Here is a 15,042-nt window from a genome sequence, read left to right on the forward strand (position 1 = left end):
GCGCGGCGCCAGGGCCGGGTCGCCGGGGCTGGCGCCGCGCGCAGCGCGAAGGCCGGGAGGCCCCGCTTCAGAACTCCACGGCCATCGACAGCTTCAGCGACCGCGGCGCGCCCGGCATGATGTTGCTGTTGCTGTGCGCGAAGGCGTAGTAGCGCCGGTCGAGCAGGTTCTCGACGTTCAGCTGCAGCCGCACGCCGGGGGCCGGCTCGTGGAACAGCGCGGCATCGATGCGCGCGTAGCCGGGCAGGCGCACGCTGTTGTCGGTGCTGGCGAACACGCTGCCGTGCACGCTCACGCCCAGGCCCAGGGCCCAGCGCGGGTCCAGCGCCACGCGGTTCCACAGCGCCAGGCTGTGCCGCGGCACGTGCGGCATCACGGCGCCGGCCGGCGCCGCCGGCGACAGGGTATTGCGCACGCGGCTGTCCTGCCACGCGTAGGCGCCCAGCACCTGCCAGCCGGGGCGCCAGCGGCCGGACAGGCCGAGTTCCAGCCCGCGCGTGCGCTGGCCGTCGACCAGCACGGTGGTGCCGGTGGCGCTGTCGGTGACGGCGACGTTGCGCCGGTCGAGCCGGTACAGGGAGGCGCTGGCCTGCAGGCCCGGCCGCGGCTGCCATTTCACGCCCAGCTCGTGGTTGACGAACTGCTCCGGCCGCAGGTCCTGGTTGGCCAGGGTCAGCGAGGACAGCTGCTCGCCGGCGCGCGGCGCATAGCCGACGCTGCTGCCCAGGTACAGCGACAGCGTTTCGCGCGGCCGCCACTGCAGCGCGGCGCGCGGCGACCAGAGCCGGTCGCGGCTGGCGAGCTGGCGGCCGGCGGCCCGGTCCTGCAGGTCCACGGCCAGCCGGTCGTGGCGCAGGCCGAGCGTGGCCTGCCAGGCGGGCGACAGGCGGACCCGGTCCTGCAGGTACAGCGCCAGCACGCCGGCCTGGCTGCGGCTGTCCGGATCGGTCGGCGTGCTGCGCCAGCGCAGCGGCACGAAGGAGGTGGGCTCGGCCACCGGCACGTAGAGCGTGGTGCTGGCCCCGTCCGCGCCGAAGTAGCCGGTCTGGCGCCGGTTGCTGCCGCTCTGGCGCGACAGCTCCACGCCCAGCAGCGTGGTGTGCTGCAGGCCGCCCGCGGTCCAGGGCAGCGTCAGGTCGGTCTGGCTGGTGGTGATGTGGCGCCGCATGCGGCTGTTGTGGGCCAGCAGCGCGACCTCCAACTGCCCGGCGGCGTTCTCGCGCACCGTGCCGGGAAACACGTTCTGGAAGAACTTGTCGTAGTCGGCATGGCGCAGCTGGCTGCGCAGGCTGCGGCCGGCGCCCAGGTCCAGGTCGAGCCGGGCGTTCAGCGCGTTCAGGCGCACCCAGGTGTCGCTGTCGTCGGGGTTGCCGAAGAAGGTGGCGCGGTCGGTGGCGACGGGCCGGCCGGCGTAGGAGGGGATGCCGCGGTCGTCCGTGCGCGTGTCCTGGAAATGCTCGAAGCCCAGCGTCAGCTGCGCCCGGCCGGGCAGGCGCCAGGCGAGCACGGGGTTGATGCCGGAGCGGCGCAGCCGGAAGTGGTCGCGCCAGCTGCCGGCTTCTTCGTAGAGCAGGTTCAGGCGCGAGGCGAACTGCTCGCCGTGGGGCTGCGCGGCGTCCAGCGTCACGCGCTGCTGGCCGCCGTGGCGGGTGGAGAAGGCCAGGGCGCGCCGCGTGGTCCAGTCCGGCTGCTTGCTGACGCGGTTGATCAGGCCGGCGACCGCGCCGTGGCCGACCAGCATGGCATCGGGCCCGCGCAGCGCCTCCACGCGCTCGATGTTGTACAGGTCGCGGTAGTACTGCATGTCGTCGCGCAGGCCGTCGGCCAGGAAGGCCGCGGTCGAGCTCAGGCCGCGGAACACCGGCGTGTCGCGGTTGCCCTCGCCCTGCGCGGTGCCGATGCCGGGCACGTAGCGCAGCAGTTCGGCCAGGCTCTCGGCCGCCAGGTCCTCGATCGCGTCGCGGGGCAGCACGGTCAGCGACGCCGGCGTGTCCTGCAGCGGCAGGCCGCTGCGGGTCAGGGCCGGGGCGTCGGGGCTGGCGTAGTAGCGGCGCTCGGCGGCGGGGGCGTCGGCGCGCACCGTGATCGGCGGCAGCGCCGTGGGCGCGGCGGGCACGGCCTGGGCCGGCATCGGCGCCGGTGCCGCGGCCGGCGGCGCCGGGCGCAGCGTGTAGCGCGGGCCGTCCTGCACCAGCTCCAGGCCGGAGCCCTGCAGCAGCTGCGCGAAGGCCGCCGGCAGCGTGTGGTGCCCCTGCAGGCCGGGCGTGGTGCGTGCCCCCACCAGCCGGGCGTCGACCGAGAACAGCACGCCGGCGTCGGCCGCCAGCAGGGCCAGGGCCTGGGCCAGCGGGCCGGCGGGGATGCGGTAGTCGCGCGGCGCGTCGCCGGCCGCCTGGGGCCAGGCGGGCGCGGCCGCGGCCGCCAGCACCAGCGCGCAGGCGCTCAGCCAGGCCCGCATCGTTCAGCGCTCCACGGCGCTGCTGCGTGCGGCCCGCACCGGATGGCCCACGGCCGCGGGCACCGGCCCGGCGGGCCGCGGACGGGGCGGCGCCTCCATCACGCCGCTTCGATGCTCACCCACCAGGGCAGCGGGCGGAACACGCGCACCGGCAGGCTGCGCTCCAGGGCCTGGTAGATCTGCTCGGGCTGGTCCAGCGGGAAGGCGCCGACCACGCGCAGGTCCGCCACTTCGTCGGCGCAGGCCAGGTGGCCGCGCTGGTGGCGCGCCAGCTCGGCTGCCAGCGCCTGCAGGCGCATGCCGCCGGCCACCAGCATGCCGCGCGTCCAGGCGTCGCCGTGCGGCCGGGCCGGCTCGCTGGCGCCGGCGCCCCGGGCGTCGAAGTGCAGCTGCCGGCCGGCGGGCAGCAGCAGGTCCTGCGGCTGCAGGCGCGGCTGGATGCGCACCGCGCCCTCGTGCACGGCGACCTGGGCGCCGTCGCCGCCGTCGTCGCGCAGCACCGAGAAGCGCGTGCCGACGGGGCGGACCCAGCCGGCGTCCAGCGCCACCTCGAACGGGCGGGGCGGCTGCTGCGGATCGGCCGCGGTGTCGATGCGCACCTCGCCGCGCAGCAGCTGCAGCTGGCGGCGCTGGCCGTCGAAGGCCAGGCGCACGATGCTGTCGGTGTTGAGCCAGAGCCGGCCGCCGTCGGGCAGCCGGGCCTCGCGCCGCTCGCCCACGGCCGTGGCGTAGTCGGCGGTCCAGCGCTGCCAGCCTTGCTCGCGCAGGCCGGCCCAGGCCAGCAGGCCGCCGCCGGCGGCCACGCCCAGCAGCTTCATGTGGCTGCGGCGGCGCTGGCCGGCGCTGGCCAGGGCATGGCGGGCGGCGCCCTGGTGCAGGCACGGCGCCAACTGGTCGAACTGCTGGCTCATGGCCTCCACGCGCGCCCAGGCCTGGGCATGGCGCGGATCGGCGGCCAGCCACTGGCGCCAGCGCCGGCGCTCCGCCTCGCCGCCGTCGCCGCCCTGGAGCGTGGCGAACCACTCGGCCGCCTCGCGCAGCACCGCGGGCGATAGGCCGGTGGGCGGCAGGCCCGCGGGCGGCAGGCCGGCCTCAGCCATGGCGCAGCAGCAGGTGGTGCATGGCCTGCGCCATGTACTTCTTGACCATGCGCTCGGAGACGCCCAGCTCGGCCGCGATCTCGGCGTAGCCCAGCCCGTCCAGCCGCGCCAGCAGGAAGGCCTGGCGCGCCCGCTCGGACAGGCCGGCCAGCAGGGCGTCGATCTGCAGCAGCGCCTCCACGGCCAGCGCGCGGTCCTCGGGCGAGGCGCCCAGGGCCGGGCCCTGGGCGGCCAGCGCGTCCAGGTAGGCGCGCTCCAGCTCCAGCCGGCGCCAGTGCGAGACGACCAGCCCGTGCGCCACCGTGGTCAGGAAGGCGCGCGGTTCGCGCAGCACGGCCGAGGCCTGCGTCACCAGCAGCTTCAGGAACGTGTCGTGCGCCAGGTCCTCGGCCTTGTGCGGGCAGCCCAGCTTGCGGTGCAGCAGCGCCTGCAGCCAGGCGCGGTGGTCGGCATACAGCGCGCTGACGGACTCGGAGTGGGAGGACTGCATGGAACGGCCGGAAGGCAAGGAGATTAATAACGTTTCTCATTTGATTCTATTGCCGTGCACCGCCGGTGCGGCGCGTTGCATGCACCTTGACCGGCCGGCGGTGGACAGGGATACTGGATGGAAAAACAGTTTCCCGATGTCCATGCCGTCCTTTCCTGCCTTGCCGCAACGCCCCGATGTCTGGCGGGCCGACGCCCTGGGCCTGGCCGGCGCGGCCGTGCTGCCCAGCGGCCACGCCGCGCTGGACGCCGAGCTGCCCGGCGGCGGCTGGCCCGCGGCCGGCCTGACCGAGCTGTTGCAGCCGCCGCGCCCGTACGGCGCCGGCCCCGCCTGGCGGCTGCTGCTGCCGGCGCTGGCCCGGCTGGCCGGCGCGTCGCGCGGGCCCGTGGCGCTGGTCGGCGCGCCCGAGGGGGTGCAGCCGTTCGCGCCGGCGCTGGCCGCCCAGGGGCTGCCGGCCGCGCGGCTGCTGTGGGTGCGCGTGGAGGACGCCACGGCGCGCCTGTGGGCCGCCGAGCAGGCCCTGCGCTGCGCCGACGTGCCGGCCGTGCTGGCCTGGCTGCCGCAGGCGCGCGCCGGCGGGCTGCGCCGCCTGCACCTGGCCGCGCTGGACCATGGGCGGCCGCTGTTCGCGCTGCGCCCGGCCGCGGCGCAGGCCGAATCCTCGCCGGCGCCGCTGCGGCTCGTGCTGCAGGGCGGCCGGGCGCTGCAGGTGCTGGTGTTCAAGCGCCGCGGCCCGCCGATGGCGCAGCCGGTCGCCTTGCCGGCCCATGCGCCGGCGCTGGCCGCGCTGCTGGCGCCGCGCCGGCGCGGCGCCGTGGCGCAGCCGGCCGCCTGCCCGGAGACCCGCGATGCCGACCTGCTGGATCGCCCTGTCGCCGCCTGAGGACCAGCGCGAGGCCTGGTGCTGGCATGCGCTGCAGTTCACGCCGCGCGTGGCCGAGGCGCAGGGCGGCGTGCTGCTGGAGGTGTCGGCCACGCTGCGGCTGTGGGGCGGGCTGCGCGCGCTGCTGGCGCGCCTGTTGCAGCCCGAGGGCTTGGCGCCCTGCCAGGGCTGGGCGCGCGCCGCCACGGCGCCGGTGGCGCTGGCGCTGCTGCAGCTGGAGCGGCAGGGCCGCCCCCGCCCGGCGCAGCTGCCCGACGGCCTGCCGCTGGACACCCTGGCCGCGGCCGGGCCGGCGCTGGCGGTGCTGGCGCGCACCGGCCAGCGCCGCTGGGGCCAGCTGCGCGCGCTGCCGCGCGCCGGCGTGGCGCGCCGCTTCGGCGCCGCGCTGCTGGAGGCGCTGGACCAGGCCTACGGCGACCGGCCGTCCACCTTCCCCTGGTGCCGGCTGCCGCCGGTGTTCGACCAGAACCTGGAGCTGCCGGCCGCCGCCGTCGCCGCGCCCGAGCTGCTGTGGACCGGCCAGCGCCTGCTGGCCGCGCTGCATGCCTGGCTGCGCGCCGGCCAGCGCGGCGTGCTGGCGCTGCAGCTGCAGTGGACGCACGACCTGCGCCGGCTGGACGGCCGCGCGCTGCCGCCCCGGGGCGAGCTGGTCGTGCGCACGGCCCGGCCGACGCAGGACCTGGCCCACCTGCGCCGCCTGCTGGCCGAGCACCTGGCGCGCATGCCGCTGGCCGCGCCGGCCAACCACCTGCGCCTGCGCACGCTGCAGACGGCCCCGTGCGCCGGTGCCACGGCCAGCCTGCTGCCCGACGAGCAGGCGCGCGGCGACCGCCTGCACGAACTCGTCGAGCGGCTGGGCGCGCGCCTGGGCGCGGACCGCGTGCTGGTGCCGCAGCTGCTGGCCGACCACCGCCCCGAGTGCATGCAGCGCTGGGTGCCGGCGCCGCAGGCCGGCGCCGGCGCGGCGGCGCCGGCGGCCGATGCCGCCCTCTATCCCGCCTGGCTGCTGCAGGCGCCGCTGCCGCTGTGCCTGGAGGACGGCCGGCCCGTGTTCCACGGCCCCCTGCAGCTGCTGGCGCGCACGCGCCGCATCGACGGCCCCGGCTGGTGGGACCTGTCCACGCCCCGGTCCGCCAGGCGCGACTACCGGCTGGCCCTGAGCGAGCGCTGCGGCCTGCTGTGGCTGTACTGCGAGCCGCCGCACCGCGGCCAGCCCGCGCCGCGCTGGTTCCTGCAGGGCGTGTATGCCTGATCCCTCGCGCAACGCCCAGGCGCAGCAGGCCTCGCGCGACGCCTGGCAATGGCCGCTGCCGCCGCCGGCCGCGGACGGGCCCGGCGCGCCCTGCGCCTACACCGAGCTGCACGCCCTGAGCAACTTCAGCTTCCAGCGCGGCGCCTCGCACCCGGCCGAGCTGGTGGTGCAGGCCTACCGCCTGGGCTACCGTGGCCTGGCGCTGACGGACGAATGCTCCGTGGCCGGCGTGGTGCGCGCCCACGCGGCGCTGCAGGACTACGAGGCCATGCTGGCGCAGGCCGAGCGGCAGGCGCCCGGCGTGCGCTACCGGCGCGCCTTCCACTTCCTGCCCGGCAGCGAGTTCGCGCTGCCCGGCTGCCGCCTGGTCGTGCTGCCGCAGGACCTGGACGGCTGGGGCGCGCTGTGCACGCTGATCTCCCGGGCGCGCCGGCGCCAGGACATCGCCAAGGGCGACTACCGCGTGGACTGGGACGACGACTGGGCGGCGCTGCAGCGCTGCGAGATCCTCTACGTGCCCGAGCGCCATCCCGCGCCGGACGAGCTGTCGCTGCGCGCCCGGCTGCGCCGCCTGCGCGCGCTGTTCGGCGAGCGGCTGTGGCTGGCCGCCGAACTCGCCGGCGAGACCGACGACGCGCAGTGGCTGCGGCGGCTGCAGCGGCTGGGGGCGCTGACCGGCGTGCCGCTGGTCGCGGCCGGCGGCGTGCTGATGCACGCCCGCGCGCGCAAGCCGCTGCAGGACGTGCTGACGGCCGTGCGCCTGGGCCGGCCCGTGGCCGAATGCGGCTTCGCGCTGGAGCCCAACGCCGAGCGCCGGCTGCGCCCGCAGGCGGCGCTGGCGCAGGCCTATCCGCCCGAGCTGCTGGCCAACACCGAGCGCGTGCGCGCGCGCTGCCGCTTCGGCCTGGAGCAGATCGCCTACCGCTACCCGCGCGAGACGCTGCCGCCGGGCCTCACGCCGGCCCAGGCGCTGCGCCGGCTGACCTACGCCGAGGCCGCGCGGCTGCGCTACCCCGGCGGCATGCCGCCGGCGATCCGCGCGCTGGTCGAGAAGGAGCTGGAACTCATCGCCGACTGCCGATACGAGATGTTCTTCCTCACGGTGCACGACATCGTGCGCTTCGCGCGCAGCCGCCGGATCCTGTGCCAGGGCCGCGGCTCGGCCGCCAACTCCGTGGTCTGCTACTGCCTGGGCATCACCGCGGCCGACCCGCAGGAGTCGCACCCGCTGATGGAGCGCTTCATCAGCAAGGAGCGCCGCAACGAGCCGCCCGACATCGACGTCGATTTCGAGCACGAGCGGCGCGAGGAGGTCATCCAGTACATCTACGGCAAGTACGGCGCCGACCGCGCGGCGATCGCGGCCGTCGTCATCTGCTACCGCCGCCGCAGCGCCATCCGCGACGTGGGCGCGGCCCTCGGCATCCCGCCCGCGCTGGTCGATGCCTTCGCCAAGGAGCACCACTGGTTCGACCCGCAGCTGATCGGCGAGCGGCTGGACGCGCTGCTGGCCGAGCTGCGGATCGACATCGACCCGCGCCGCCTGCAGCAGTGGCTGGTGCTGGCCGAGCAGCTGCGCGGCTTTCCGCGCCACCTGAGCCAGCACGTGGGCGGCTTCGTGCTGACCGAGGGGCCGCTCACGCGCCTGGTGCCGATCGAGAAGGCCGCGATGGACGGCCGCGCCGTGATCCAGTGGGACAAGGACGACCTGGAGCGCATGGGCCTCATGAAGGTCGACGTGCTGGCGCTGGGCATGCTGACGGCGCTCAGGCGCTGCCTGGACTTCGTGAACCCGCTGCGCGGCACGGACTGGGACCTGGCCGGCATCCCGCGCGAGGATCCGCGGACCTACGACATGATCTGCGCGGCCGACACCGTCGGCGTGTTCCAGATCGAGAGCCGGGCGCAGATGTCCATGCTGCCGCGCCTGCGGCCGCGCGCGTTCTACGACCTGGTGGTCGAGGTCGCCATCGTGCGGCCCGGGCCGATCGAGGGCGGCATGGTCCATCCCTACCTGAAGGCGCGCGAGCGCGTGCGGCAGGGGCTCGCCATCGCATACGAGAAGCCGCAGCTCGAGGCGGCCCTGAAGCGCACGCTGGGCGTGCCGATCTTCCAGGAGCAGGTCATGCAGCTGGCGGTCATCGCGGCCGGCTTCACGCCCGGCGAGGCCGACCAGCTGCGCCGCGCCATGGCCGCCTGGAAGAAGGAGGGCGACATCACGCCCTGGCGCGACCGGCTGGTCGACGGCATGCGCGGCAACGGCTACAGCCTGGCGTTCGCCGAGCGCATCTACCGGCAGGTCTGCGGCTTCGGCGAGTACGGCTTTCCCGAGAGCCATGCCTACAGCTTCGCGCTGCTGGCCTACACCAGCAGCTGGCTCAAGTGCCACGAGCCGGCCGCCTTCCTGGCTGCGCTGCTGAACGCGCAGCCCATGGGCTTCTACCCGCCGTCGCAGCTGGTGCAGGACGCGCGCCGGCACGGCGTGCAGGTGCGCCCGGTCGACGTGGCCTGCAGCGACTGGGACGCCACGCTGGAAGACGCCCCGGGCGAGCGCGCCCGGCCGGCGCCGCACCGCCGGCAGCCGGCCGTGCGCCTGGGCCTGCGCCTGGCCAAGGGGCTGGACCAGGCCGCGGCCGGGCGCATCGTCGCCGCGCGGGCGCACGGCCCGTTCGCCGGCGTGGAGGACCTGGCGCTGCGCGCCGCGCTGGACCGGCGCGACCTGGACGCGCTGGCCGCCGCCGACGCGCTGGCCAGCCTGGCCGGCCACCGCCGCCAGCAGGCCTGGGAGGCCGCCGCGCGGCACCGCCCGCCGGCGCTGCTGCGCGGCGCGCCCGTGCACGAGGCGCCGCTGGCGCTGGCGCCGGCCCGGGAGGGCGAGGAGATCCTGTTCGACTACGCGGCCGTGGGCCTGACGCTGCGCAGCCATCCGCTGGCGCTGCTGCGCGAGCGCCTGGCGCGCTGGCGCGTGCTGAGCGCCGACGCGCTGCGCCTGCTGCCGCACGGCCGGCGCGCGCGGGCCTGCGGCCTGGTCACGGTGCGCCAGCAGCCCGGCACCGCCAAGGGCGTGATCTTCGTGACGCTGGAGGACGAGACCGGCCCCGTCAACGTGATCGTCTGGCGGCACGTACGCGAGCGCCAGCGCGACGCCCTGCTGCAGTCCCGCCTGCTGGCCGTCGAGGGCCTGTGGCAGCGCGACGAGGACAGCGGGGGCCAGGTCTGCCACCTCGTGGCCGAGCGGCTGCGCGACCTGTCGCCGCTGCTCGGCCGGCTCGGGCGCCTGCGCAGCAGCAGCCGGGACTTCCATTGAGGCGCGCGCGGCCCCCGGCCGCCGCCGCCCGTGGCGGTCGCTTCGGGCGGCGGTGTCAGGCAGCGGCGCCAGGCGGCGTCAGGCGGCGGCGTGGGCGACGCCCTGCGCCTGCACCGCCTGGGCCAGGGCCAGCAGGTCGCGGTCGCGGCCCCACGGCCCCACCATGCACAGGCCGGCGGGCGGTTCGCCGCCCGTGGCCACCGGCATGCTGATGGCGCAGCGGCCCGAGATGCCGGCCAGGCAGGTGAGCTGGAAGGTCTTGGCGCGCGCGGCCTCGATCACCGTCCCGCCCAGGGCCGCCTCGGTGCGCAGCGGCGCGAAGGACGAGGCCGACGGCAGCAGCAGGACCGCATCGCCCAGCGCCGCGGTGATGGCGGCGCGGGCCTCGGCCAGCACGCGGTCGGCGGCGGCGAGGTCGGCGTCCGTGTAGCGCGCAGCGGCCTGGAAGCGGCTCTTCACGTCGGGGTTGAGGCTGTCCCAGTGGCGGGCGATCCAGCCGCCGTGGGCGCGCCAGGCTTCCCAGCCCTGGCGCGTCTGGAAGGCCCTGACCCAGCCGGGCAGCGGGGCGGTGTCGAACGCGATTTCTTCCGGCCGGGGCAGCGCGCCGCCCCAGGCGCGCAGGGCCTGCGCCAGCAGCGCGGCGACCGGCGCGTCGGCCACGGCCATCAGGCTGGGCGCGACGACCACGCGCCGCAGCGGCTGCCCGGGCGCGGCGGGCAGCAGCACCTCGCCGGTGCGCCGCAGCGTGGCGGCGTCGCGGCAGATCCAGCCCACGGTGTCGAACGACGGCGCCAGCGGCACCAGCCCGCGCACCGGCACGGCGCCGTGGCTGGGGCGCATGCCCCACAGCCCCTGGTAGGACGAGGGAATGCGGATGGAGCCGCCGGTATCCGTGCCCAGGCCGATGTCGGCCTGCCCCAGCGCCACGGCGCTGGCCGGGCCCGAGGTGGAGCCGCCCGAGATGCGCTCGGGCGCGCGCGGATTGGGCGGCGTGCCGTAGTGGCCGTTGGTGCCGGCCAGGCTGTAGGCGAATTCGTCGGTGCGGGCCATGCCCTGCACCGAGGCGCCGGCGTCCAGCAGGCGCTGCACCGCGTCGGCGCTGGCGGCCTCGGGGCGCGACTGCTCGGCCAGCCAGGCGGCATTGCCGGCGCCCACCACCTGGCCCTGCACGGCGAACAGGTCCTTGACGGCGATGCGCAGGCCGGCCAGCGGACCGCCCGGCGCGCCGGCCAGCAGGGGCTCGCCATGGACGCGCCACACGCTGCCGTCCACGGCGGCGGTGCGGCGAAGGGGCGATACGCCGCAGGCGCCCAGCGCCGAGGCGGCGGCCGCCACGGCGGAAGATTGCAGGAGAAAGTGTCGGCGGGAAGGGGTTGCTGGGGTCATGGCCATCCGGTGCGGTTCGATGGGCAGGGGCGCATGCAGCATCCGTGCCATTCTGGCTTCGCCGCTCTAGAAACGGTGGCGCGTCACGTAGTGACTAGGGCGTGTCATCAATCAATTCCCTGCAGGATTGAAGAGGGTGAGCCAAGCTCCATGTCAAGGCGGTGAGTAAAAGATACGCCCTGCGCGATGCTCAATGGGCGCGCATCAAGGACCTGTTGCCCGGCCAGGCCGGCCAGCCTGGAGCCACTGCAAAAGGCAACCGGCTTTTCGTGGATGCCGTGCTGTACCGCGACAGGGCAGGCATTGCCTGGCGAGACCTGCCCGAGCGCTTTGGCGATTTCCGCGTTGTGCACACCCGCCACCCGCGCTGAAGCCGAAGCGGTGCGTGGCAGCGTGTGTTCGAGGCGTTGGCACAGGACGTGGACAACGAGTACGCGATGATCGATGCGACCATCAGCACAGTGCTGGGGGGCAAAGGGGGGATGCGTACAAGCAGGCGCTCGGGCGCAGCCGATGGGGCTGAGCACCAAGATCCATGCCACGGTCGATGCGCCGGGCAACCCCACGGGCTTTTCACCTCACACTAGGCCCACGACCTGCAGGGCGCCGATGTCCTGCTCGAGGACACGCCCGCGCAAACCATCATCGCGGACAAAGCCTACGATGTCCAGGCCCGGCTGATCGAGCCGCTGCCGGGCCAGGGCAAGACCGTGGTAATTCCTTCGCGGGCGACGAACAGGCAGCCGCGCGAGCACGACCGCAAGTTGTACAAGGCGCGGCATCTGATCGAGAACTTCTTCGCTCGTCTGAAGCAGTACCGTGCCATTGCCACGCGCCACGACAGGACCGTCGGCAACTTCCTGGGCGCCATCCATCTGGCTGCGGCCATGGTGTGGCTGGCATGAGCAGGCAATGACCGCTTTGTCCAAGCGGATTCGATTGATGACACGCCTTAGGCAGCGTGGTCGGAAGCGTCCTGTCCTGGGATGTCCCGCAGATAGATGTCCGCTGCCTGCAAATACAGGTCGATGACCTGACTCGGCGTCATTTCGGTTGATAGTTGTCTCGCCATGGCGACTGCACCTTCGAGAAAGGCCCGTGCGGGAAGTTCGAAACGTCTCGGCGGCGAATCGCCCTCTGCCACACTGAATCCTCCGCGGTCGATCACCCGCAGGGATGTGGGCTGCCCGCCTCGAGAAAAGATCTCCGGGCGCTGCAATGGAGTCTGCTCGCTCCTGCGTCGAAGAGACAAATCGGGAATCCATTCGTTCCACATGTCCACGGCGTCGAGGACCTTGGCTTCGGCGTCGGTCACCAACAGCGGCTTGTCCATTCCATGGCGACGGGGGTTGCGAAACTTGAATCGGTTCCATAGCGCGTGCTTGACTATGTCGCGAAGTTCAGGCCGTCGAAGGATGGCGACGGGCGAAGGCAGTGGGGAGCCGGAATAGAAAAGCTCGGCGCACAAGACACCGCCGCTGGTGATGGAAAATGCGATCCTCACCAGCAACTGGACGAGTTTGTCGCGAAGGCCGTCCGTGACTCGGATGCCGGCGGCGAGTGCCCGCAAAGCGAGCAGCGACTCCTTTCGCATGGAGAAGGGCGATGCGATCGCCTTGGACAAACGGCGCTCCACGATCCGCAACTGATCGCGGCGATCGAGTGCGGCCAGCAGTGTCAACTGCAAGCGGTGGTCGTCCCGGGACTCGAGTTCCGGGAGTGTCTCCTGGAGATGACAACCACCGAGCATGCGCAAATCCACGATCGCCTCGGCCGCGAGCGCCTGCATGATGGTCTGGTGCTCCCACACCAGCTCGGGTTCGGCACCCGGCGCACGCAAGGCGTGCCGGCCATCCGGTGTTTCCTGGTCGTTACGAAGCCATCTGACGCTGACGAGGCCCACGCTTCGAGACAGACGCCGCACGATGAAATCCAGACAGGCCCTGGGCGTGGCCGAAAAAGCTTCGTAACCTGGCAATCCGGACAGCTCTGCCAGCCCGGCCTGGAGCGCAGCTAGGCTGGTGCCGCCTTTGCGATGGGTCGAGTAGGCGATGCCGCGCAGCAGTTGAACGACATTGCGCTGTAGCGTGGGCCAATGCTCCGGATCGTCGAATTGGTCCACCGATAGGTCAGCGGAAAGCCGCGGGTTCGCGATTCGGTGCTCAACATAGGCGAACACCACATCAGCTTCCCGAGAGGGCAAGCCGCCCGGTTGGTCGAACAGCGTCGCAGCCATGTCAAGCTGCAGCGGCGTGGCCTCGACGGCCCAATCCCTATCCGCCAGCGCCTGGACAAAGCCATCGATGTCTTTGATGCGGTGGCGGAACCGTTCCTCCGCGAACTGGCGTACGGCGGACGGGTCGAACGGGAGAATTTCGACCACAGGCATCTGCCATCGGTGGGTGCTTCCTTTCGGGCCGACCACCATCGCATCGCGCGTGGTCACCACGATGCGCGCGACCGTGCCAGAGTCCCGCTGTAATCGGTGAAGCTCGGCGAGCAGACGTGGCACCTGGACGGCTTCGACTTCGTCGAGGCCATCGACCATGAGGATCAGCTCGACGGCGTTGACCTGAAGGACCGTCGCCAGGCGCCAGGCATTGCTGGCCGGGGCATCCAGGCGTCGCAACAACGGTTTCAGGAGATCTTCCAATTTCCAGCTGTTGTCCGCGATCTCGCTCGCCGTCACCAGCAGCGGAAGCAACCTGCGGCCTGGCAGTATTGCGTCCGGTTGCTCGAGAAGTCTGCGGGCGAACTCGGCCATCAAGGTCGACTTTCCTGTGCCCGCACCGCAGCAGATGACCACGACCGGATGCTGTCTCAGTAGTTCACCCAGGTGTGCGATCGCGGGCAGACCGCCCTTGCGAGCGCCGTCGTCCTCCAGCCGCAGCTCGCTGGACACCTTCGACAGTCGCGGCTCGATGAATGCCCCGTGCCCGTGCTGGACCACCGCTGCATGGCGAACGAATGCGTCGGTCTGGAGGAGAAAGCTCACGGCTCTCGCGAAATCCTCCAGTTCCCGGTCGACAGACAGCACCACGGCCGGGTGAACAGTCAGTGCCCGTGTGTCTCCGGCAATCACCGTGTCCGGCATCTTGGGGGACACGCCGGAACGCACGAAGCCGACCACCAAGCGCCGTTGAGGATCCCACACCGGGCTGCCGCTGAAGCCGTGCGTGATCTCGCTGCTCCAAAGGCTGAAGGCACGATGCTGCGACGGCTCGTCGCTCTTGAACTTGCCTACGCCCCGATGAAGCGTGGGTTGTCCGAAATTCCTAAGTACCCACCAGGCCGCCAGTTCCTGCTGGCAACTCTGCGGATAGCCGGGAACCCCGACCGGCAAGGTGCGCAAGTTCGACAACGCCGCGTTCGCATCTACGCATGCTCCGCCGCGCGGTTCCAGCACCGCGGAGCGCAGGTCCAACTGCAGGAACGCGCAATCCTCGCGCAGCACGTCGGGCCTGAAGTCCGCATAGGTTTGATACTCCGGGTGCATCGGAACGAGACCGCCGGGCTCCACACGGGGGCCGCACCAGCCGCGTTCGAGTACGTGGGCGCGCATCCTCAGGGGAATCGCAGGAGAAGCGCCCATGACCTCGACGGTATCGCCCGGACCGATCTTCTGAAGCCAAAGCACATGCGCTGCCGTCGCCAGCAATCCGTCGGCATGAACGACGAAGGCCATGCCGTTGGCACTCTCGTCCTCTTTCCATTGGCGATTGGTGATGGCGCCACCGGCCTTCTTTCGCGAGGCTAGCAGGAAGAACACACCGAGATCGGGGTCCTCGTCGCCGCCCAGAGGAGGCACCAGGCCTTTGTTGACTACCATCGCTCAGCGTTCCCAGGTAACTTTTACTTGCAACTGAGCCTGGGCTGCAAACTTGGAGACGATGACATTGCCCTCGGCGCCGATTTTCACGCTGAACGTGATCTCGCAGGACTTGGGGCCATCGGGGCTCGGCTTGAGCCCCCCGGCGAGCTCACTGACGATTCCGGAGATGTGGTCCCGCAGCAAGGCCGCGTCGATGGGCTTCACCAGCCTGGCGGCCTCGCCTATATCCTGCTTGGGACCGAAAACCCGCGGTGACAGACTTCCCGGCTGAAGACTGTCCTCGGACGCGCCGGTCTCATGGACTTCGACATCGATTGTTTTGCTCATGGGATCT

9 protein-coding genes and 1 pseudogene are annotated in these 15,042 nt (G+C 72.9%); 4 read left to right on the forward strand and 6 right to left on the reverse strand.

Features of this window, described 5'->3' with window-relative positions; all coding sequences use genetic code 11:
• Window positions 1–67: 67 nt before the first annotated feature.
• The 3 genes from QM782_RS17930 to QM782_RS17940 form a co-directional block, all read right to left on the reverse strand.
• Entirely contained in the window at window positions 68–2,458 is a 2,391-nt protein-coding gene (locus tag QM782_RS17930; RefSeq protein ID WP_415204252.1) for a TonB-dependent siderophore receptor, read from the reverse strand.
• 98 nt (window positions 2,459–2,556) lie between these two features.
• A complete protein-coding gene (locus tag QM782_RS17935) occupies window positions 2,557–3,558 on the reverse strand; it encodes a FecR domain-containing protein (RefSeq protein ID WP_415204253.1) in 1,002 nt (333 codons plus the stop codon).
• Window positions 3,551–4,048, reverse strand: a complete 498-nt coding sequence (locus QM782_RS17940) for a sigma-70 family RNA polymerase sigma factor (RefSeq protein WP_415204254.1) — start codon at window positions 4,046–4,048, stop codon at window positions 3,551–3,553. Before QM782_RS17940 ends, QM782_RS17935 begins: the two co-directional genes overlap by 8 nt.
• 160 nt (window positions 4,049–4,208) lie before the next feature.
• Here QM782_RS17940 and imuA point away from each other — a divergent pair, with 160 nt between their 5' ends.
• The 3 genes from imuA to QM782_RS17955 are packed head-to-tail and all read left to right on the forward strand — an operon-like array spanning window position 4,209 to window position 9,490.
• Window positions 4,209–4,931, forward strand: coding sequence for a translesion DNA synthesis-associated protein ImuA (gene imuA, locus QM782_RS17945; RefSeq protein WP_415204255.1), 723 nt, complete (start codon window positions 4,209–4,211; stop codon window positions 4,929–4,931).
• Window positions 4,897–6,183 (forward strand): DNA polymerase Y family protein, encoded by a 1,287-nt coding sequence (locus QM782_RS17950; RefSeq protein WP_415204256.1) that lies wholly within the window; start codon window positions 4,897–4,899, stop codon window positions 6,181–6,183. The genes imuA and QM782_RS17950 overlap by 35 nt, the downstream gene beginning before the upstream one ends.
• Window positions 6,176–9,490 carry an error-prone DNA polymerase gene (locus tag QM782_RS17955; protein ID WP_415204257.1) on the forward strand — a complete coding sequence of 1,105 codons (3,315 nt, stop codon included), beginning with the start codon at window positions 6,176–6,178 and terminating at the stop codon, window positions 9,488–9,490. Before QM782_RS17950 ends, QM782_RS17955 begins: the two co-directional genes overlap by 8 nt.
• A gap of 78 nt (window positions 9,491–9,568) precedes the next feature.
• Here the strand turns inward: QM782_RS17955 and QM782_RS17960 are convergent, their stop codons facing one another.
• Window positions 9,569–10,825: an amidase gene (locus tag QM782_RS17960; RefSeq protein ID WP_415204258.1), complete on the reverse strand. Its 1,257-nt coding sequence runs from the start codon at window positions 10,823–10,825 to the stop codon at window positions 9,569–9,571.
• Between the two features lie 212 nt (window positions 10,826–11,037).
• Between QM782_RS17960 and QM782_RS17965 the strand changes: the two are divergent.
• A pseudogene (locus QM782_RS17965) lies at window positions 11,038–11,781 on the forward strand (IS5 family transposase).
• 47 nt (window positions 11,782–11,828) lie between these two features.
• Here QM782_RS17965 and QM782_RS17970 read toward each other — a convergent pair.
• Together QM782_RS17970 and QM782_RS17975 are read right to left on the reverse strand one after the other, a co-directional pair.
• Entirely contained in the window at window positions 11,829–14,705 is a 2,877-nt protein-coding gene (locus QM782_RS17970) for an NACHT domain-containing protein (protein WP_415204259.1), read from the reverse strand.
• A 3-nt stretch (window positions 14,706–14,708) separates the two neighbouring features.
• Window positions 14,709–15,035, reverse strand: coding sequence for a CU044_2847 family protein (locus QM782_RS17975; protein ID WP_415204260.1), 327 nt, complete (start codon window positions 15,033–15,035; stop codon window positions 14,709–14,711).
• Window positions 15,036–15,042 lie beyond the last annotated feature (7 nt).

Source organism: Pseudorhodoferax sp. (assembly GCF_047601025.1).
Taxonomy (GTDB): Bacteria; Pseudomonadota; Gammaproteobacteria; order Burkholderiales; family Burkholderiaceae_C; genus Pseudorhodoferax.